This is a genomic window from Chryseobacterium artocarpi (assembly GCF_001684975.1).
GTDB lineage: Bacteria > Bacteroidota > Bacteroidia > Flavobacteriales > Weeksellaceae > Chryseobacterium > Chryseobacterium artocarpi.
In genome coordinates this window covers 351458-372501 of the sequence record NZ_MAYH01000045.1, presented here as the reverse complement: position 1 = coordinate 372501, position 21044 = coordinate 351458, and the positions used below count along the sequence as shown (strand labels likewise).

The following is a 21044-nucleotide window of genomic DNA, read 5'->3' as shown; positions in this document are numbered from 1 at the left end:
TAATTTTTTGGAAATGTTTTGTGTTAAAATTTGACATAAGTATCCTTAAGCACTTCTCTTTTATCAAGAGAAGCACTTAAAAATCAAGTCAATATAAATTCAAAAAAATCTACGTCAGCAGTTCAGGATTTTCATTAAAGGTCTTCCATAGCAGCTCTCCAAATAAGGTATTTGACCAGGCAAACCATTCTCTGGTGAATTTCTTATCATTGTCTTTATGGAAGGATTCGTGCATGAAACCTGTACCACCATGTGTTTTCTGCAAAGTATCAATACACCATTTGATTTCACTCTTATCATTTGTAGTGAGTGCTTTCATAATGATACTCATTGGCCAGATCATATCAAGTCCAATATGTGGTCCTCCTATTCCTTCTGCCAGCTTACCTTTAAAGAAGAACGGATTGTTTTCTGACCATACAAATTTTCTTGTATTCAGATAAACAGGATCATCTGCCTTTACAGCATTCAGATAAGGTAATCCTAATAAGCTTGGGCAGTTGGCGTCATCCATCAGGTTATAACTTCCAAAACCATTTACTTCAAAAGCATATATTTTTCCATACTCAGGATGGTTATAAATTCCGTATTTCTTAATAGCAGCATCTACCTCATCAGCAAGATCTGTAAGCTGTTTAGCCAATACTTTATCATTTTTTATCTGAGAAACCATTTCTGCTGCCTGGCGTAAACTTACTACCGCAAATAAATTGGAAGGGATCAGGAATCCGTAGATCGTAGCATCATCACTTGGACGGAACATTGAGCTGATCAATCCCACAGGTTTCGTAGGATAGCCATATCCTCCCATCGGAACTCCATCGGTTGCCCAAGCAGTTGTACGCTCGAATTTGTAAGGTCCAAGGTCTTTCTTTCTTTGCTGTTCGATGAAAGTCTGTAGGGTAAGTTTAATTCCTTTTAACCAATTATCATCAAAAGGTTTAGTGTCTCCTGTTGTTTTCCAGAAGTGATATGCTAAACGGATAGGATAACACAATGAATCTATTTCCCACTTTCTTTCATGGGTTCCCGGTTTCATATCGGTGTGGTCATATTCTTTCCACTTACTTATTTTGTTGTCATCATTGTAAAACGCATTCGCATAAGGATCTTTCAGTATGAATGTCGTTTGCTTATGAATAACTCCTGATATTAACTTGTGTAGCTTTTCATCCTGTTTTGAGAACTGCAGATAAGGAAAAACCTGTGCAGAGCTGTCACGAAGCCACATGGCATCAATGTCTCCTGTAATCACATAAGTATCTGGAGTACCATTTTTTTCAGTATAATAAACGGTAGTATCCAATGTATTTGGAAAGCAGTTTTCAAACAGCCAGCTTAATTCTTTATTTTTAACTTTCTTTTTAAAAGTCACGATTGCATTTTCCACGGATTCACTGGTAAAATGTCTTTTATCTTTAGGTACACGAACTACAGGAAAACCTTCCGTAACCAAATTTTTAGCAAAAACATTTTGTGTAAACAGCAATCCGGCTCCTGCCAATGCACTTGTTTTAATAAAATCTCTCCTTTCCATTGATACTTTTGTTTCGTTTATTTTTATTAGTCTTATTTTACAGGTTTACTTCCCATTACAAATCTCAGCTCACCACCATTCATAATGTCAGAGTGGTTCAGTTCCCAGCTTTTGTATTCTTTTCCATTCAGGAACATTTTCTGAACGTAGATATTTTTATCTGATATTTTATCTGCTATCACAGTGAATGTTTTACCATTTTCCAATTGAAGAGAAGCTTTTGGAAACTGAGGTGCTCCAATAGCATATACAGGTTTCCCTGGTGTAACAGGATAGAATCCTAATGAGGAGAAAATATACCACGCTGACATTTGTCCGCAGTCTTCGTTATTGACAATTCCATCCGGTTTTGCAGCATACATATTATCACGGATGTATTTTACCATTTTCTGGGTTTTGTACGGGCTTCCCGCATAGTTATACAAGTAAGGAACATGATGCCCCGGTTCATCTCCAAACCCTAAAGATCCAATAAATCCTGAAATATCAACATGTTGCTCTCCTTCCATATTTAAAGCTTCTGTAAAGGTTTTATCAAGTTTTTCTTCAAACCCTTTTTTTCCACCATATAAATTCATCATCTCGTCAATCTGATGCGGAACGAAGAAGTCGTACGCCCAGATGTTTCCTGAAACCCAATGTGGCTGAAGCTTTTTCCAGTCATTAAGTACAAAATCCGCTATAAATTTTCCGTCTTTCTGTCTTGGCCAGAAGTGGTTATTTTCTTTATTGAACGTATTCAGAAAGTTCATTGATCGTTTCTTATAAACTTCTGCTTCTTCTTTTTTACCTAATTTTTCAGCTAATTGCTGGATACACCAATCGTCGTAAGCATATTCTAAAGTTGCAGAAACGGAAGCTCCATTTTCAGAGGGGCTGTATCCTAATTTGATATAGTCATTAAGACCTCCACCACCATCACTGCTGCTCATTTTATCGGTAAGAGAAGCATCTTTCATCGCAGCAAAAGCTTTTTCACCATCAATTCCCGGTACTCCTTTGGAAATAGCATCCCAGATTACAGAAACACTGTGGTAACCCAACATACAGAAATTATCATAACCACAAAGCTCCCAGATAGGCATGTGATCTTTACGGTCTGTATATCTGCTGATCAGAGAATTGGCAAATTCTTTAGTATGTTTCTGATCCATAATAGTAAGCAATGGATGTGTTGCTCTGAAGCCATCCCAATAGGAATAGGTACTGTAATTTGTGAACCATTTCGTGTTCATGTTTTCCTGAGCGGCAACATAATCTCCGTTGGTATCCATGTAAAGATTAGGAGCTATAAAAGTGTGATAAACGCCTGTATAGAAAATCTTTCTTTGACTGTCTGTACCTCCTGATACCTGAAATCTCCCGATAAGATCCCGCCATGTTTTTTGTGCCGTTTGTTTCGCTTGTTCAAAATCTACATTTTGGGCTTCTTCGTCAAAGTTTGCCTGCGCATTCTCTGTGCTTACCGGAGATAAAGATACTTTTACTTCGATGCTTTCACTGTCTTCTGTAGAGAACCTTACAAATGCTTTAGCGTCTTTTGCTAATGCAATCTTTTCATTGTTTTTAATTTTTCCTTCTGCATAAACTCCGTAAGATTTAAAAGGTTTCGAAAATTCCATTACAAAATAAGCGAATCTTTTTCCGCCCCAGCCATTGCTGTAGCAATACCCTTTTATTTTATTATTCCCTTCTACACTCACCAAAGTATGGTAAATATTTCCGAAAATTTTATTGGTAGGATCAATAATGATATTGGCTTCTTCACTTTTAGGAAAAGTATATTTATGGAATCCTACTCTTGGAGAAGCTGTAAGTTCAGCTTTTACACCATAGCTATCCAACATTACGGAATAATATCCCGGAGAAGCTGTTTCTTTATCATGACTAAATGTTGAACGGTATCCTGATCCTGGCTGATCTTCCGATCTGGGAGTCATTTTTACCTGTCCTACTGTTGGCATCACCAAAATATCTCCAAGATCTGCCCAGCCTGTTCCACTCAGGTGATTGTGACTGAATCCCATAATCGTTTTGCTGCTGTAATGATATCCGGAACACCAATCCCAGTCTCCGCTTTTGGTATTCTGATCCGGACTTAACTGAATCATTCCAAAGGGTGTAGTTGCTCCCGGAAACGTATGCCCATGTCCTCCTGTTCCTATAAAAGGGTCTACCCAGGATAAAACATCATTTTTATTTTGCTGGGCATTTGCCGTAAAAACCAGAGCTGTAAAAAGGGAAATAAGCAGTTCTTTTTTCATGATAATAGAGGTCAAGATTTTTTTAATTATAAAATTGGTTTAAAAATATGAAAACCGTAATAAAAATCACAGAAATGAAAGAAATTAAGGCGTTCAACATGTTAAAAAAACTTTATATGATTTAGATTGAATTCTTTTTCATAAAATCAATGATTTCTGAAATATAACCAAAGGCAATTGCCACCACAGTATCGGCTGCACCGTAATATACTGTTACTTTGTCACCTTCCGTTAATGCAGCACAAGGGAAAACTACATTCGGAACATCACCTGTCAGCTCATAAACTTCTGCAGGAGCCAATAGATATGGTTTTGTTCTGTACAATACTTTTGTAGGATCTTCAAGATCAAGTAATGCTGCTCCCATTGAATATCTGAATCCTCTGCAGGTATTGATTACTCCGTGATAGAAAAGCAACCATCCTTCATCTGTTTTGATTGGAACCGGACCTCCCCCGATCTTCGTACATTGCCATGCACTGTCTTCAAAAGGAGTTACTTTCATTACACAACGATGTTCTCCCCAGTATTTCATATCAGGACTGTAGCTGATATAAATATCTCCAAAAGGAGTATGCCCATTATCACTTGGACGGCTCAACATTGCGTATTTACCATTGATTTTCTCTGGAAAAAGCACTCCGTTTCTATTGAAAGGAAGGAAAGCATTTTCACACTGGAAAAATTCTTTAAAATCAAAAGTATACCCTATTCCGATGGTAGGACCATTATATCCGTTACACCATGTGATCCAGTAACGGTCTTCTATAAATGTGACACGGGGATCATATTTGTAATCAGATTCGATCATTTCAGTATTTCCGGCTTTCATTTCAATAGGGTCATGATTGATATCCCAATTGATTCCATCTTTACTGAACCCTGCAAAAATATTCATCTGTACGGCTTTGTTATCGCAACGGAATACTCCTGCAAATCCATCTTCAAAAGGAATTACGGCACTGTTGAACACGCTGTTCGATGTAGGAATAGCATATCTGTTAATGATCGGGTTTTCCGAAAACCTCCACATAATATCATTACAATCTTCCGGGCGATCCTGCCAAGGAATCATTACTGATTGAGTTGTCATAAAGTATTTTTACTTTTATTTAATTTTTATTTAATAATTGATTTTATTCTTCTTTCTGATTTTCTGAATAAGGGAAAGGAACAAATAAGGTCACAAGGAATGCAGGAATTGTAGCGACCAATACCCAGATAAAAAACATTTTATATCCTATCCAGTCACTGATCATCCCACTGAACATTCCCGGAATCATTACTCCAAGGTTCATGATTCCTGTTGCAAAGGCATAATGGGCTGTTTTGTGTTTTCCTGGCGCAATCTGCTGCATCATATACAACATCAATCCCACAAATCCGAATCCATAGCCGAAATATTCCACAACTACAGCAATTCCTACAGGTAAAAGTTCTGTCGGCTGATAATGAGCTAACAGCGCATAAACCACAAAAGGAATATTGAATGCACAACATAGCCATATCAAAGATTTTTTCAACCCTCTTGCGGAAATAAAATATCCGGCAAGAACAGACCCTAAGATAAAAGCTGCAGATCCGTAGGTTCCGTAAATGAGTCCAATATCTGAGGTAGATAATCCTAATCCGCCTGAAGTTCTTGGTGCTTTAAAGAATAATGGTGCAATTTTTATAGCAAAACCTTCTGCAAAACGGTATAAAATAATGAACAGTACAGACCACAGAATATTCTTCTTGGTAAAAAAGGAGGTAATGATATCCAACAGTTCTTTACGAACGTTTCCTGCTGTTTTTTCATCTTTTTTATCCTCTTCTTTGTTCTCTTTCGGCAAAATCAGGTAATGATAAATACCTAATGTAAAAAAGAGCAGTGCATAGATTGCCATAATGATCATCCATGCATGGGTAACTCCTTTTGTTTTTTCTAAAATGCCTGCAAAATAGACTAATGCTCCACTACTGATAATTTTAGCAAGGTTATAAAAAGCTCCCTGCCAGCCAATATATTTTGCCTGTTCTTTATTGGTAAGAAACCCAATATAAGTTCCGTCTGCCACTACATCATGAGTTGCTCCACAGAATGCAACGACAGCAAAAAGAGCAATACTATACTTGAAAAAATCATGCAAAGGAAGGCTTAATGCCACCAAAGCAAAGAGAATTCCCATGGCAAACTGGGTAAAAACAACAAAGAATTTTTTGGTTTTATAGATCTCCAAAAAAGGGCTCCAGAATGGTTTCAATGTCCATGAAAACATAATAAGAGCTGTCCAGAAAGTGATCTGCGAATCCGAAACACCCATGTCTTTATACATGATTCCCGACACTGCATTAATGGTTACAAAGGGTACACCCATCGCAAAATATAATGTGGATATCCAGAGAATTGGCTGAATCCGACGGGTTCCGGAGTTGTTTTTTCCCATATTTAAAAATAAGATTCTAAAGAAAAAGAGAACATCTCAAAGCTCATTCAGCTAAAAACGAAACTATAAATTTATCAGAGAGCCTACGTTACTCTCCTATCTGAATGAATCAGATGCAATCTGACTTTGAGATGTTTCTGTATTGTTAAGTGATGTTGGTATTATAATTTTTTATCCCACCATAGCTTAGTTCCTCCTTTATCAGGTCCGTCAAGCATTTGCAGTGCCTGCTGATAATTATAAAGTGAAGTTTTTGTGCTGATCGTATATGGAATTCTTCGGATCATTGCTTCTGTGCTGATGGCTCCTCCACTATCATTTTTTCTCACTTTGAAAAGGATAGGATACCCTGTTCTTCTTTGTTCTGCCCATGCTTCAGGTCCGTTCGGGTAAAGAGAAAGCCATTTTTGAGTAATGATTCTTTCCAGCTTTCTTTCATTAGAATCTGCGTCATTCCATGCAATTGTAATGGTACTCAGCTGAGAGTCTCCTGCATTTATATTATTGGCTGTATTTTTAGGATCCACATAAGGAGCTTCGGTATCTGTTGTATTGGCAAGATAGCTAACAACATCTGCACTTTTCCCCCATTCTCCAAAGGATTGCTGAACTCCGGTTTGATAGTTTGTCTTTATATCTCCTGCTCCTGCGTATCCTCTCAAGGCTGCTTCTGCTTTCAGAAACCATGTTTCTGCTGCTGTGAATAATTTAAGTTTACCATCTGTTGATGAGAAATAGTCTCCTGAGGCTGCTTTTGCCTGAGGCTGAGAAAATCCGCCATAGGTTGTTTTACCATTTAACAGATCAATTCCCTGACGTATTCCAATAAACTTTCCTTGTACCTGAGTGTCCGTTGCCGGAATTGCATACGCTGAAAGTCTCGGGTCTTTATATCCATTCATGTAAGCCATCAAAGGTGCTCCTATCATACAGTCTCCATATGTATAAATAATAAAACTCAACTCAGATTGTCCTACACTTATTAAAGCATTATCTGTATTTTCCGTAATCAGTCCTGCTGATGAAGACAATGCTTCTTCTGCATATTGTTTTGATTTTGCGGGGTCTGCATAGCTCATTCTCATTGCCAGCCTTAGCTTAAGCGAATTGGCAAGTTTTGCCCATTTAATCATACTTCCACCGTATACCAGATCTGCTTTTTTCAATGCAGACTTATCTTCTACACTTTCTGTTGCCGATGTTGCTATTACTTTTTGTAAGTCATTGATTGCAGATGTAAGGTCTGCAATGAAATAGTTGTACGCTTGTTCCTGAGAATCAAAATCAGTAACTCCGTTAGCATTTGGAGTTTCGTATTTACTGTATACTACAGGACCATGGCTATCTGCTACTCTTGCTGCAGTGATCACTTTCAGAATTTTTTTAACCGCAAATGTTCCTGTAAAATCTACTCCTTTGTAGGTTACCTTAGCCGTATTATCAATAATGATAGAGTAATTGAAAATATCCTGTTGCTTAGCAATAAGTTTACTATTCCAGTCATCCACCATAGAATAGGTAAGATTATTTACACCTCCATTAAATGGAGTTGCAGTACTGAACATTCCACTGTACATATCTGCACTTAGATTGGGGTAACGCTGATAATCTGCCTGCAATCCTCTCTGTATGGATTTCATAGGATCCACAATGGCGTAAAAATCCGCATAAAAGTTTTCAGGTCCTCCTAATTTCTCCTGATTATATTCTTCAAAGTCATTGGTACATCCTATAGCAGAAAATAATGCTACTGCTCCGAATGTTAATATTTTAATGGTATTGATTTTCATTTTGTAATTGTAAAAGTTAGAAGTTTGCCTTTAATGATAATCCTATAGAACGGGTAACCGGCAGTCCGAATGAATCTACTCCTACCCCTCCAGGTGTATTCCCGGAAACTTGTTCAGGATCAAACGGTGCTTTTTTGTAGAAGAAGAATAAATTAGTTCCCACTAAGCTTACCGTAGCATTTTTCATGTATTTTGAATTGATATCAAAAGTATAAGAAACTGAAGCCTGACGTAAACGTATTGTTGTAGCGCTGTACATATAAGCTTCATCAATTCCTTTTGCATAACCTTCTGATGTACCTACAGCCTTATAATACTCCTGAGGATTTGTTAAACCTGTATAAGCCTGACCTGCATTGGGTGTTCCCGGTGCATATACAGCATTGGGAATAGACACTCCGCCTGCATCTCTTGCATCGGCAGACGCTTTACTAACTCCATATAAGTCATTTGCTTTTTCTGTAAGAGAAAGAACTTTCCCTCCAAATTTCCCGTCAATAAGGAAGGAAACTCCAACTTTACCGATATTAAATGTATTATTAAATCCAAGGATAAATTTAGGGTTCGGATTTCCAAGATAGGCTGGTGTTCCCTCTGCCAATGGAGCTCCTTTTTCATTCACTAAAATACGTCCCTGATCATCTCTCTTGAATTTTATTCCATAAATATCTCCAAAAGATCCTCCCAGTTTAAGTCTTGTATAATCTCCTCCTCCCGTCAATGAGAATAGCTGATCTTCTTTGATACTCAAACTTGATGGGAAAAGCTCAACAATTTTATTTTTGTTTGCCGATGCGTTCACCATCGTTGTCCAGCCAAATTTTTCAGAATTAAAGATTTTATAGGATAAAGAAGACTCAAAACCTGTATTTCTGATCTTTCCTGCATTAATGTAGTATGATCCTGGTGCCAACCCTCCTAAATTGGAAGAAATAGAAGTTTCCAGCAGCTGGTTACTTGTATTGGAATTATAATAAGTAATATCAAAGCTTAGTCTGTTGTTTAACATCCTTATTTCGGTTCCGGCTTCAAATGTTTTATTAAGTTCCGGTCTTGGAAGTAAAGCTTCAAAACCAGCTCCCGTAGCAAAAGAGCTCTTAGGATATACAATAGTTCCGGCATCTACTCCATAAGTATATCCTTTACTGTATTCTACCATTGCATTGGAAATATTGGCAGGCAATCCTAATCCGACAGTTGCATATGACCCTCTTACTTTCCAGAAGTTGATCGTTTCCGGAAGTTTGAAAATAGAAGATAATATTGCATTTGCCCCTATCGATTCGTAATCAACTCCTTTTTGATCTGTCAAAGCTAACGTAGAATCCCAGTCATTTCTGAATGTCATATCGACATAAAACATGTTTTTATATCCTAATGAAACACTAGCAAATACAGATTGTACCTGCTTTTTCATATTAGTGTAAATATTATGATAACCATCTCCGGGTGACCTGTTTACATTCCATTGAAGATTATTAGCGGCGAAAAGATTCGGAACAGCCAGATAAGCATTATCAATCTGAGTGATTTTGTTTCTTGTCGTATTGATACTTCCTCCAACCGTAAAATCTAAAGAAAGAGCATCATTTATCTTAGGGCTACCTATTAGCAAGACATCTCCGTAAGTAGAAGAGTTTTCATAGATATTTTTAAGCATTCTTCCATTAGCACCATCCGCCAATAAACTAGGTGCTGAAAAAGCTGCTATATCACGCTGGCTATCCGATGTATTCCAGCTATAATTACCTCTTACCCTGGCAGACAACCATGGATTGATCTGATAAGATAATGAAAGAGCACCATAAGCATTTTTATTGCTCACTGTCACCGGATTTCTATTTAAGATCCAATAAGGATTTTGTGTTGCCGGATTTCCTTTGAAAGATCCGTTTGGATTAACTTCCCACCAATTCTGCGCAGGCAAATATCTGGTTTTATCCCAAATAGTATAATTATCAGGACCATATTGATCAAAATTTACGCCTCTTGGCAACCAGTACAAACTCGTTAAAGGAGAAAAAGAAGCTCCCGGAGTCTGTCTGTTTTTACTTTCCTGTAATGATCCGATAAAATTAGCATCTAACGTCAGTTTATCATCCAGAAACTTACTTGAATTTCTAAAAGAGATATTATACTGATCAAAATAAGACATCGGAACCACTCCTTTATTCGTTGTATTCCCGATAGAGAAATAATTTGTTGATTTTTCATTTCCAGATTGGAAGGAAAGGCTGTTCACCCATGTAGTTCCGGTTTGCAGAAAATCTTTAAGATAATCTTTTGACACTCCTTTTGCACCCCAGCTATATATAGATTGCCCAGGCTGCTGATCCGGTACAGATGGATCATATGATAAATAACTGTGTTGTAGTTTTGGAAGGCTATAAGCTCTTTCTACAGTAAGGCTGGTGCTATATGTAATAGAACTTTTGCCCATTTTTCCTTTTTTAGTCGTAATCAAGATGGCTCCATTTCCTCCGGCAGAACCGTACAACGCAGAAGCAGAAGCCCCTTTAAGGAAATTGATGCTCTCAATATCATCAGGATTAATGGAACTTAATACATCTCCCGGGTCCGGCATATTGGAATACTGTCCAATATCCGCTGATTTCCCCGTTCCGTTTATAATAGGAATCCCATCAATTACATAAAGAGGCTGGCTATTAGAAACAGATTTATTACCTCTCATTATTACCCTTACCGAGCTTCCTACACCATTGGTCCTATTGATTTGTACGTTGGAAACTTTTCCGTTGATAGAATTTAAAAGGTTAGGCGTTTTCACTTCTGTCAGCTCATCTCCGCCAATCTGCTGGCTGGAATAAGTAAGTGAACGTGACTGCCTTTTAACCCCCAAAGAGGTGACTACGACCTCCTGAATATCGGTTGTCTTCGTAGTATCGGTTACTTTTTTCTCCTGTGCATTAGCAGAAAGTGAAAAAACAAATAGAACCGGTATAACTGCTTTTCTCATAAGGCTTAGATTAGTTAGATTTAGTTGAGAATCAATGACATTACTTTATAAATTGAATGCAAATATTTTATTAAATTTTAAACAATATTTTATTGTTTTTGCATTAAATTATTCAACGTTTTGTTAAGATTTAATTCACATTCACAAATCTAAATTTTGTTACCAGCCTGATATAATACTATTTTATCATAAAACGATATTATTTTTTCAGCAATCAAAAACAACTGCCAGTAAAACACTAAATACCAACACATTAAAACACACTCCCGGCATTAAAAAAACGAGAATTTATCTTAATATTTTTTCAAAAAAAATGAGAAAATAACTGTTAAAATAAGACTTATTCAATCTTTTTCACTCCTTTAAACTGCTCTCTAAATTCAGTAGGAGTGGTATTTTTAATCGACTTAAAAACCTTGTTGAAATTAGCAATATTATTAAATCCCGATTCAAAAGCAATTTCAAAAACGGTAAGATTTTTTTCCATCAGCCATCTTGCGGCATAGCTGATTCTTATTTCATTCAGATAATTGATAAATGTTTTTCCGGTTCTCTTTTTGATAAATCGGTTGAACGTTACATTACTCATATTCACGAGCGCAGCAACGGTATCAAGCGTTATTTTATTTTCAAAATTTTCATGCACAAAATCATGAATAACCTTCATTTTATCATTATCTACAAAAGTTTCAAGCTCTATACTGTAAGAAGATAGTAAAGTCTTGTTTTCTGCTGTGGCAAGTTCGTTGAGAATCTTCATTATTTCTATAAAAGATTCAAAACTACTCATCTTGGAAAGATTTAAAAACGAATCTTTTAGTTTCTCAGCAGTTTCCGTTGAAAAAAGAATCCCTCTTATGGAATCCTTCATCAGATTATTGATCGGCTTAAGGATATTCTTCTGCATCATAAACTGATTAAAGAAATCCTGATTGAATTGTATTGTAATTTCGTGGGTCTTTCTATGTTTGCATCTGTAATTTGCCCAGCAATGTGGTAAATTGGGACCCACCAATACCAATTCCAAGTTCCCAATTTCTCCTGTATGATCTCCTATCATTCTGCGGTAACCTTTCCCTTTGTACACAAAATTGATCTCAATTTCAGGATGATAATGATATGGAAATTCAAAAGATTCCTTGATTCTGTCAAATACCAAAAAACTATCTTCAGGAGATAGTGGAGTTATTTCTCGTAGAATATTTTCTAATTCATTCATACAGCCCACTTTCAAAAGGTTAATATAATTCGGAGTAAAGTACAAGTCTTCGTAAAATTGATAAAATAATATTAATATAACGACACATTTTTCTTTTTTTCATAAGAAACGTATAAATGAGCTTCTTCTAAGTAATTAGATGCGTTTAGCATTATGCTTTTTTGTATCTTTAAATAAAATATTAAAAGCTTTTTTTACAAAAAAGGACGTAGTATCACATTAATTTTAAATAAAATATAATAGTATGAAACGTAATGCAACAGCCGTTTGGAACGGAACAATCAAAGAAGGTAAAGGTCATTTAACTACTCAAAGCACAGCTCTGAACCAAACGCAATATTCTTTTAGCAGCCGCTTTGCTGATGGCGTAGGGACCAACCCTGAGGAGCTACTGGCAGCTGCTCATGCCGGATGTTTCACGATGAAACTGGATGCAGAACTTTCACAAGCTGGCTATACCCCTGAAGAGTTAAAAACTACTTCTGTCATCACTCTTGACCCAAGCATAGGAAAAATTACAAAATCAGAATTGACATTGACTGCAAAAGTTCCTGGAATTTCTGAGGAAGAATTTCAAAAGTTTGCTAAAATCGCAGAAGAAGGATGCCCTGTAAGTGCTGCCTTTAATTTTGAGATTACTCTGAATGCTACTTTAGCATAGAATTCAAAGATACCAATACAATAAGTCTGGGTTCTGATTAAGTACTCAGACTCTATTTTAAAATAAAATATACCGATTGGTATATTTTTGTATATTTGCATAATAATTAAGCACTTAAAATGTCAAAGGCAGAAAAGACAAAACAATTTATCATTGAGAAAACAGCAACTTTGTTCAATACCAAAGGCTATGGTGCTACCTCACTGTCAGACATTACCCAGGCAACCGGGCTGACCAAGGGAAGTATTTATGGAAACTTTGAGAATAAAGATCAGGTAGCTATTGAAGTCTATAAATACAATGCCGGACTTGTAAGCAGAGTAATGAATGAATCTCTTGGGGAACAATATTCAACCTCAACGGAAAAACTTAATGCTTTTGTAGCTTTTTACAGAAAAAACTGGCGCTCTGTATTTTCAAATGGAGGTTGCCCGTTAATGAATGCAGCAACGGAAGCAGATGATTCCTTCCCTATCCTTAAAAAATGTGTTCAGCAATCTTTTACATTATGGACTGAAAGAATCTCTTTGGTAATAAAACAGGGGCAACAAACCGGAGAACTGAATAAATCAGTAAATGCAGAGGAATATGCTTCTTTATTTATTATGCTTATTGAGGGTGGTATTTTACTTTCAAAAACAATGGATGACGAAAAATTCCTGAATCAGGCATTAGATAAAATTAAAAACATAATCGAATATGAATTAACTATTCTTCCTTTATAAATAACACAATATGGAAACAAAAAAAGTAGCAATTGTAGGATACAACAGAATTCCTTTCGCAAGAATGAATACAGCCTACGCAGAAAAAGGAAACCAGGATCTATTGTTGGCTTCTCTTAACGGATTGATAGATCAATATAAATTAAAAGGCAAATTACTCGGTGAAGTTGCCGGCGGTGCAGTCATCAAACATATTTCTGAAAGTAACCTCATCAGAGAAACGGTAATGAATACATCATTAGACCCTGCTACACCTGCCTGTGATCTTCAACAAGCTTGTGATACAGGAATAGAAGCAGCTATTTACATTGGAAATAAAATAGCTTTAGGGCAAATAGAAAGCGGTATCGCTTGTGGTGTAGAGGCAATGAGCAATATTCCATTCGAATCTTCTCCCCGATTGAGAAAAGCTCTTTTAAATGCTAATAAAGAAAAATCTGTCTTTGGAAAGCTAAAGCAGCTATTAAGTCCAAAACTGAAAGACTGGATGCCTATTCCTTATAAAGGGCAGGAACCTAAAACAGGATTGGTAATGGGTGAACATACTGAGATTACAGCAAAATATTACAATATTTCAAGAGAAGAGCAAGACGAATTAGCACTGAAGAGCCATCAGAATATGGCAAATGCATATGATGAAGGATTCTTTGATGATATGATTACACCCGCGTTCGGCTTGGATAAAGATAATAACTTACGCCGTGATACCAGCCTTGAAAAGCTCTCCCAATTAAAACCTGCCTTTGATAAGCAAAACGGTACTTTAACTGCAGGAAATTCTACGCCTTTTACAGATGGTGCATCGGCTATTTTACTAGCGAGTGAAGAATGGGCAAAAGCCAATAACCTGCCTATTCTTGCATACATTACCTTCTCTGAACTTGCCGGAATAGAATATGTAGAAAACAGACAGAATTTATTATTAGCACCTGTATTTGCCGCAGAAAGGATGCTCAAAAAAGCTGGAATGAATCTGGAAGAATTTGATTATTACGAAATTCATGAAGCTTTTGCCGCACAGGTTCTGGCAACTATAAAGATCTGGGAAAATGACGATCTGGCGAAACAATTCGGATTGGAAAAAGCACTGGGTAAAATTGATAGAAATAAACTTAATGTAAAAGGAGGAAGCCTTGCAGCAGCACACCCTTTTGCTGCAACCGGAGGAAGAATCATCGCAACATTAGCTAAACTCTTGAATGAAAAAGGTAGTGGAAAAGGCTTTATTTCTATATGTGCAGCCCGCGGACAGGGAGTAACGATGATCATAGAAAAGTAAGAAATAGTGATTTTTTCAAAATAAAATTCGTTATGCTACAAATAATACACTAAAATATTCGTTCGTAGCGAAATTAAAATGATAATATTGCAAACGCAAAAACACAACGATAGAAGAAAGACGTGAAATGAAGCATGGGTAAATCGGATTTACCGCATGAAAATCTAATCTGTTTAAATTAATAACTAATATGAAAAGAGTTGTCATTACAGGATTGGGAGCAGTGACGCCCCTGGGAAACAATGTCGAAGATTTTTGGCAAAATAGCATTAACGGAGCTAGTGGAGCGGGATTAATCACTCATTTCGATTCGGAAAAATTTAAGGTACACTTCGCTTGTGAGCTGAAAAATTTTGATCCAAAGGTATATCTTAATCACAACGAGATCAAAAGAAGTGATCTCTTTACACAATATGCTATGTATGCTTCTGCTGAAGCTTTGCAAGATTCAGGTCTGGAGCTTGAAACTATGGATCCATTTGACACTGGAGTGATCTGGGGAACAGGGCAAGGCGGAATGTGGACTTTTGAAAAGGAAGTAATGGATTTTGCACAAGGTGATGGTTCACCACGTTTCAATCCTTTCTTTGTTCCTAAGTTTATTGCCAATATGGCTTCAGGAATGATCTCTATGAAATATGGACTTCAGGGAATCAATTATACAACGGTTTCTGCATGTGCTACAGGAAATACAGCATTGATGGATGCTTTCAATTATATTCGTCTTGGAAAAGCAAAAGTAATCATCAGTGGAGGTTCCGAAGCAGCCATTACACCAGCTTCAATAGGAGGTTTCTCTATCATGAAGGCAATGTCTACCAGAAATGATGATTTTGCGACAGCAAGCCGTCCTTACGACGCGGATAGAGACGGTTTCGTAATGGGTGAAGGTGCAGGAGCTTTAATTCTTGAAGAATACGAACACGCTAAAGCAAGAGGAGCAAAGATCTATGCAGAATTAGCCGGAGCAGCAATGACAGCAGATGCCTATCATATGACAGCACCTCATCCGGAAGGAGTGGGAGCGATCAAAGCCATGCAGTTAGCTGTAAAAGAAGCAGGTGCTAATATGGAAGACATTGATTATATCAATCCGCATGCAACTTCTACTCCATTAGGTGATCTTATTGAATTAAAAGCAATCAACAAAGCATTCAAAGGAAGTAAAAATCTTGATATCAGTGCTACAAAGTCTATGACGGGGCACTTATTGGGAGCCGCAGGAGCTGTAGAGGCTATCCTTTCTATTAAAGCTATTGAAAACGGTATTATTCCTCCTACGATTAACCTTCATAGTATTGATGAGGCTATTCCGAAAGATATTAATATTGTATTCGGAGAGGCTAAAGAGAAAGATATCAATTTTGCATTAAGTAATGCCTTCGGATTCGGAGGACATAATGCTACTTTAGTTTTCAAAAAATTCAGCTAGTTCTAAAATAATAATTTTTAATCCCTGTGCTTTTGCATAGGGATTTTTATTTTGTTTCCTTGATTGAGCAGATAAAGCAGATTTTATTATAAAGAAAAAGCAGCCCATTGGCTGCTTCAAAACATAACGAATATACTCTATAAAAGAGTTGTATTAAAAGTTATTGTCCGTCGCGTACGAAAAAGTCATCCGCATTTTCCGCAATAGGAATATATAATCTTTCCCACTCTTTACTTTTCACCATGTCCCAGCTGTGTCCCGTTCCTTTAAGGTCTTCAGCAAGAAGTACCACTCCTGGTTTAATCATGAAAGTAGAGCCATCAGTTACCTTAAATCTGATATTTCCTTTAATGGTAATCACATACTGCCTTCTGGGAGCAGGATGGGCATTTTTCTCCCATTCTTCTGTCTTGTTGCTCATCCAGAAAGTGGTTGTATTCATGTGTTTAAGAGTCGGAATCTTTCCTTTTTCGAAAGAGCATGAGCCATCCGGATTATTAATTAATCTTATAGCAGGAATAAACTCTGTAGATTCTTCCGGAGTTACGCTTACGTTTTTATGATTTTTATGTTGTCCATTCATAAATCCTACGGTGCTTAATGCTAAAACAAGGCTGAAGCCTTTAATGATTTTTTTCATTATAAATTTAAATTTTATTTTTAATTATATACAGTATCATGAACTAACATTCTTTCAAAGAATGGTTTGTATTTTTGCACCAATGCAAGATGTTCAGGAAGTTGCCCATAAGCTTCCAGTTCTTCCAGGCTGTCAAATTCCATAGATGCATTATAGGTAAACGTATTGTCCAGAACATTTCGCGGGCTTGAAGCTGCGGGCTTTCCGTAACGGAGATTTTTCTGGTAAGGAAGTTTTTTAAGACCTTCAAAAAAATTTTCAAACTCTTTAACTTCTTGCTCCGAAAGGTCTTTTCTGAGCCAGAATAATAAATAATGGAAGTACATTTTTTTCTTTTTTATAGGATTAAACATTGGTAAAGCAGAGGCAAACATATTTCCGGAAATAAGTAACAAAGCTGAAGCCTGTACCGACCGGAATAAAAACTTTCTTCTCTCCATAGTTATATATTTTAATTAAAATCAATTCTGTATTTAAGGACAAATTGCCATTTTCTATCTGAAACAACCGCATTATTCGAAGGATCATTAGCGTAGACAGGTCTATTCTGAGCATCAAAGGTTAATCTCGAAGACATTCCATTCATCAATAGTGATATTCCTGCATCATAGACTACAGCATTATCATGAAGCCCTTTTAAATCGGACAACTGTACTCCAACAGCAGGCTGAAGCTGAAGATTTTTCTTTTCTTTATCTAAATAAGGAAGCGTTCCTCCTAATTGTAAATAATAGGTATTTCCTGTTCCAATCACCGGCATAGCATTTCCGGGACCGTTTAGACTGGCTTGTGTGACGTCTACTGAAGTAGCTGGGTTGTTTGTCCCTACATAGCGGATATAATTAGGTCCATAGTCGTTATGCATTGCCATTCCATACGCACTTACCGAGGTTCCTTTCTCTTTATTTAAAGGAGCATCATAAAACAAGTCTACCGCAAAACTCTTCATATCATCATTCACAGTATTCTTAGCAGCATCCTGGTGCCATAAAGCATTATGGATATAATCAAAACCTGCTCCCAGACTCAACACATTCTTTTTTCCAACATAGGTACCTGAATTAAAAGGTGTTGAAATATTTTCTTTATCCAAAAAAGCATATCTGAAATAACCTGAAAAATCTTTTCCTGGGGAATTTTTACTGAAAGTAGCCACATTAAATTTAGGATCTGAAGTAGCCATGGTATAAGGATCCGCAACAACCAATCGATAATCAAATTTACCAAGCTGCCCTTTAATATAAGCACTGAGCTCACGTACAGTATAATCGGTAGCACCTGCATTAGAGGTCGCATATGCCGGTAAATCATACAGCAGTGTATTCAAAGGACCTGTGGTAAATCTTGAAAGTCCTCTCCATGTAGAACGCCCAGCCCCAAAAGCTATTTTATCACTAAAAGCATATTCTGCATAAGCATCCAATAAATCAAAGTAATTACTACCTTTTGCATTGACATTGACATTAGTAGTTCCTCCCTGTAATACAAACATTAATTTTTCAGTAGGTTTATACGTCATTTTTACCCGAACTCTGCGAAGAGAAAGGTCGGAAGCATCTGATTTAGCTTCGTTATTGATAAGGCTCCCAGGGTTAAGCTGGGTATATCTTGCCCATAATTCTGCATAACCGCTCAGGGAAATATAACGTGAATGTTCATCATTAAAATAATGAGTCAATCCCGGATTATTAAAATCATTTTTTTTCTGAGCTTCTAATTTTCCCGCAATTCCCAACAGGACAAATAAAGCGATTCCGGTTCTGAAAGATCTTGTCTTCATATTTTTCTGTTCTAATCTTTTTTGTTGATTTCAACGGGACAAAATTAGATCGGGAAAGCCGGCACCGTTATTAGAAAACTATTAGAAATCTTATAGAAAACTATTAAAAGAGTTAATCTGTTACCATAAAAAGAAAATAAGAAATACCTTTGCAAAGGGCTTAAGGCAATCTGAGAATCAATATTTTAAAAACAAAATACTAACCTGAATATCAGCCTTCAACACCCTTAATATTTCCTTATGAGAATTTTAATAATAGAAGATAATTCACGGGTTTCAAGTTTATTAAAGCGAGGTCTTGAAAGCCAGGACTATCAGGTATACATTTCAGAAGACGCGGAAGATGCTGTCGTTTTGCTTAATAAATTAACCTTTGATCTGGCAATTACAGACATTATGCTTCCCAAAATGAACGGAATAGATTTATGCAAATTTATTAAACAGAAATATCCTGACTTACCGGTTATCATGCTTACAGCATTAGGAACAATTGATGAGAAGGTAGAAGGATTTGATGCAGGAGCTGATGATTATATGGTAAAGCCCTTTGAAATAAGAGAACTTTTTGTCAGAATAAAAGCCATTCTCCAAAGAAGCTCAAACAAAACCAAAGAAACCTACCTCAACGATCTGGAATATCATGATCTTAAGATTAATAAAAAAATTAATCGTGTCTTCAGAAACAGCGAAGAAATAGAACTTACGCCGAAAGAATTCAAACTCCTTGTTTTTCTGGTAAGCAATGCGGAAAGAATTCTCACCCGTGAAGAAATTGCCGATAATGTTTGGGGAAATCATTTTGATACCGGAACCAACTACATTGATGTCTACATAGCCTATCTACGAAAAAAAATTGATAAAAATTTTGATACTAAACTTATTCACACCAAGCCGGGTGTAGGATTTATTTTCGCTTCAGAATTATGAAAATAGCAACCAGAACAGCATTAATTTACGCAATCCTTACAGCAGGTATTCTCTTTATGTTTGCCTATGTCCTTTATGTTGTTTCTGAAAAAAACAGGGAAGATGAATTTAATGATCGTTTAGGATATAAAGTAATCTGGCGTTCTGAATTTATTTTTGATGTCCGAATCAGTGATGAAAAAATCCGTGAACTGCACCAGAGAAATCAGAAATTATTGAATGAGGCTGATATCAGTGTTTATAACAGTAAAAAAGATCTGACATTTACGGATATTCCACCATTGAAAAGCAATGAAAAGTATCTTGATAAAATCATTAAATCCAACAAAAACAGAATATTCTGGCAACAGGGTGACCGCCAATACATCGCTATTAAATTCAAATCAGCAGGAGAAGATTATTATATAATCGGAAGTGCAGTGGATGTAACGGGAAATGCTCATATCGCAGAGTTTAAGAAAGATATTATTATCATTTATATCAGTTCAGTTATTGTTATTTTTATTATCGGGTTTCTTTTTTCATATTATACTTTGAAACCTTTAAAAGACATCATTCTTCAAATCCGTGATATTTCAGAACATAATCTCAACAAACGTCTTGATATTCCAAAAGCTAAAGATGAAATTTACGAACTTACAGAAACGTTCAACTCTACTTTTAACAGGCTGGAAAAGTCGTTTAACAATCATAAACAATTTGTTACTACCATTTCTCATGAATTTCGGACGCCGCTTTCTATCCTTATTGCAGAACTGGAACTTGCGAAAGAGCTGAATGTAACATTGGATGACTATAAACTTTCTATTGACAATGCTCTTCAGGATGCTAATGATGCATCAGAACTTTCATCAGCACTTTTAGATTTTGCGAGAGCTAGTTATGACGTTTCACAGATTAGTTTTGCCAATATTCGTTTAGATGAAATTTTAGCAGAAGCAAAGCTGGCACTGATTAAAAAAAACACCCATTATAAAATCGGGATCAATTATATAAGTAATGATGAAGAAGAAAGCAATTATGATTGGTATGGCAACCCTTATCTACTGCAAGTTGCCTTTTCAAATCTTATGGAAAATGCCTGTAAATATTCTGAAGACAAAAGCTGCCGTGTAGAAATTGAAGCACACAGCCAATCTATAAAAATCCGTTTTATAGATCATGGTATAGGAATATCAGAACAGGATCTATCAAAAATATTTGAATTGTTTTACAGAGGTTCCAATAAAAATTTTGAAAAAGGAAACGGAATTGGGCTTTCTATTGTAAAAAGAATTGTAGAAATTCATGGTGGAAACCTTTATGTAGATTCGAAGATTTCTAAAGGAAGTATATTTACCATAGAGTTTTCATCTAAAAATAAAAAAGCAGTCTGATTAGACTG

The 21044-nt window shown here is 36.4% G+C and carries 16 protein-coding genes; 6 read left to right on the top strand and 10 right to left on the bottom strand.

The genetic code is table 11. The features are described from left to right. Positions 1-109: 109 nt before the first annotated feature. From BBI01_RS16515 to BBI01_RS16485, 7 genes are all read right to left on the bottom strand, one after another. Entirely contained in the window at positions 110-1537 is a 1428-nt protein-coding gene (locus tag BBI01_RS16515) for a glycoside hydrolase family 125 protein (protein WP_065395740.1), read from the bottom strand. Positions 1538-1569: 32 nt separating this feature from the next. Continuing rightward, positions 1570-3801 carry a GH92 family glycosyl hydrolase gene (locus tag BBI01_RS16510; RefSeq protein ID WP_065395739.1) on the bottom strand — a complete coding sequence of 744 codons (2232 nt, stop codon included), beginning with the start codon at positions 3799-3801 and terminating at the stop codon, positions 1570-1572. 121 nt (positions 3802-3922) lie between these two features. After that, positions 3923-4894, bottom strand: coding sequence for a glycoside hydrolase family 130 protein (locus tag BBI01_RS16505; RefSeq protein WP_065395738.1), 972 nt, complete (start codon positions 4892-4894; stop codon positions 3923-3925). Positions 4895-4937: 43 nt separating this feature from the next. Further along, a complete protein-coding gene (locus tag BBI01_RS16500; protein ID WP_065395737.1) occupies positions 4938-6230 on the bottom strand; it encodes an MFS transporter in 1293 nt (430 codons plus the stop codon). A 161-nt stretch (positions 6231-6391) separates the two neighbouring features. Beyond that, complete coding sequence (locus tag BBI01_RS16495) at positions 6392-8020, bottom strand: SusD/RagB family nutrient-binding outer membrane lipoprotein (protein WP_065395736.1); 1629 nt, start codon at positions 8018-8020, stop codon at positions 6392-6394. 16 nt (positions 8021-8036) lie between these two features. Beyond that, a complete protein-coding gene (locus BBI01_RS16490) occupies positions 8037-10997 on the bottom strand; it encodes a SusC/RagA family TonB-linked outer membrane protein (RefSeq protein ID WP_083190130.1) in 2961 nt (986 codons plus the stop codon). Positions 10998-11337: 340 nt separating this feature from the next. Next, positions 11338-12216 carry an AraC family transcriptional regulator gene (locus tag BBI01_RS16485; protein WP_065395735.1) on the bottom strand — a complete coding sequence of 293 codons (879 nt, stop codon included), beginning with the start codon at positions 12214-12216 and terminating at the stop codon, positions 11338-11340. A gap of 244 nt (positions 12217-12460) precedes the next feature. Here BBI01_RS16485 and BBI01_RS16480 point away from each other — a divergent pair, with 244 nt between their 5' ends. The 4 genes from BBI01_RS16480 (at position 12461) to fabF (ending at position 16313) form a co-directional block, all read left to right on the top strand. After that, the gene (locus tag BBI01_RS16480; RefSeq protein ID WP_065395734.1) at positions 12461-12877 is read left to right on the top strand and encodes an OsmC family protein; all 417 of its coding nucleotides are present in this window, start codon (positions 12461-12463) and stop codon (positions 12875-12877) included. 119 nt (positions 12878-12996) lie between these two features. Next, positions 12997-13602 (top strand): TetR/AcrR family transcriptional regulator, encoded by a 606-nt coding sequence (locus tag BBI01_RS16475; protein WP_065395733.1) that lies wholly within the window; start codon positions 12997-12999, stop codon positions 13600-13602. Between the two features lie 10 nt (positions 13603-13612). Next, positions 13613-14881 carry an acetyl-CoA C-acetyltransferase gene (locus tag BBI01_RS16470; RefSeq protein WP_065395732.1) on the top strand — a complete coding sequence of 423 codons (1269 nt, stop codon included), beginning with the start codon at positions 13613-13615 and terminating at the stop codon, positions 14879-14881. Between the two features lie 190 nt (positions 14882-15071). Beyond that, positions 15072-16313 carry a beta-ketoacyl-ACP synthase II gene (gene fabF, locus BBI01_RS16465; RefSeq protein WP_065395731.1) on the top strand — a complete coding sequence of 414 codons (1242 nt, stop codon included), beginning with the start codon at positions 15072-15074 and terminating at the stop codon, positions 16311-16313. Between the two features lie 160 nt (positions 16314-16473). Here fabF and BBI01_RS16460 read toward each other — a convergent pair whose 3' ends face one another. The 3 genes from BBI01_RS16460 to BBI01_RS16450 are packed head-to-tail and all read right to left on the bottom strand — an operon-like array spanning position 16474 to position 18733. Next, complete coding sequence (locus tag BBI01_RS16460) at positions 16474-16953, bottom strand: cupin domain-containing protein (RefSeq protein WP_228394027.1); 480 nt, start codon at positions 16951-16953, stop codon at positions 16474-16476. 20 nt (positions 16954-16973) lie between these two features. Beyond that, positions 16974-17393 (bottom strand): Dabb family protein, encoded by a 420-nt coding sequence (locus tag BBI01_RS16455; protein WP_065395730.1) that lies wholly within the window; start codon positions 17391-17393, stop codon positions 16974-16976. Between the two features lie 11 nt (positions 17394-17404). Further along, complete coding sequence (locus BBI01_RS16450; RefSeq protein ID WP_065395729.1) at positions 17405-18733, bottom strand: hypothetical protein; 1329 nt, start codon at positions 18731-18733, stop codon at positions 17405-17407. Positions 18734-18973: 240 nt separating this feature from the next. On the opposite strand from BBI01_RS16450, the gene BBI01_RS16445 reads away from it, so the two are divergent. Both BBI01_RS16445 and BBI01_RS16440 read left to right on the top strand, forming a co-directional pair. Next, positions 18974-19660 carry a response regulator transcription factor gene (locus tag BBI01_RS16445; RefSeq protein WP_065395728.1) on the top strand — a complete coding sequence of 229 codons (687 nt, stop codon included), beginning with the start codon at positions 18974-18976 and terminating at the stop codon, positions 19658-19660. After that, the gene (locus BBI01_RS16440; RefSeq protein ID WP_065395727.1) at positions 19657-21036 is read left to right on the top strand and encodes a sensor histidine kinase; all 1380 of its coding nucleotides are present in this window, start codon (positions 19657-19659) and stop codon (positions 21034-21036) included. Before BBI01_RS16445 ends, BBI01_RS16440 begins: the two co-directional genes overlap by 4 nt. Positions 21037-21044 lie beyond the last annotated feature (8 nt).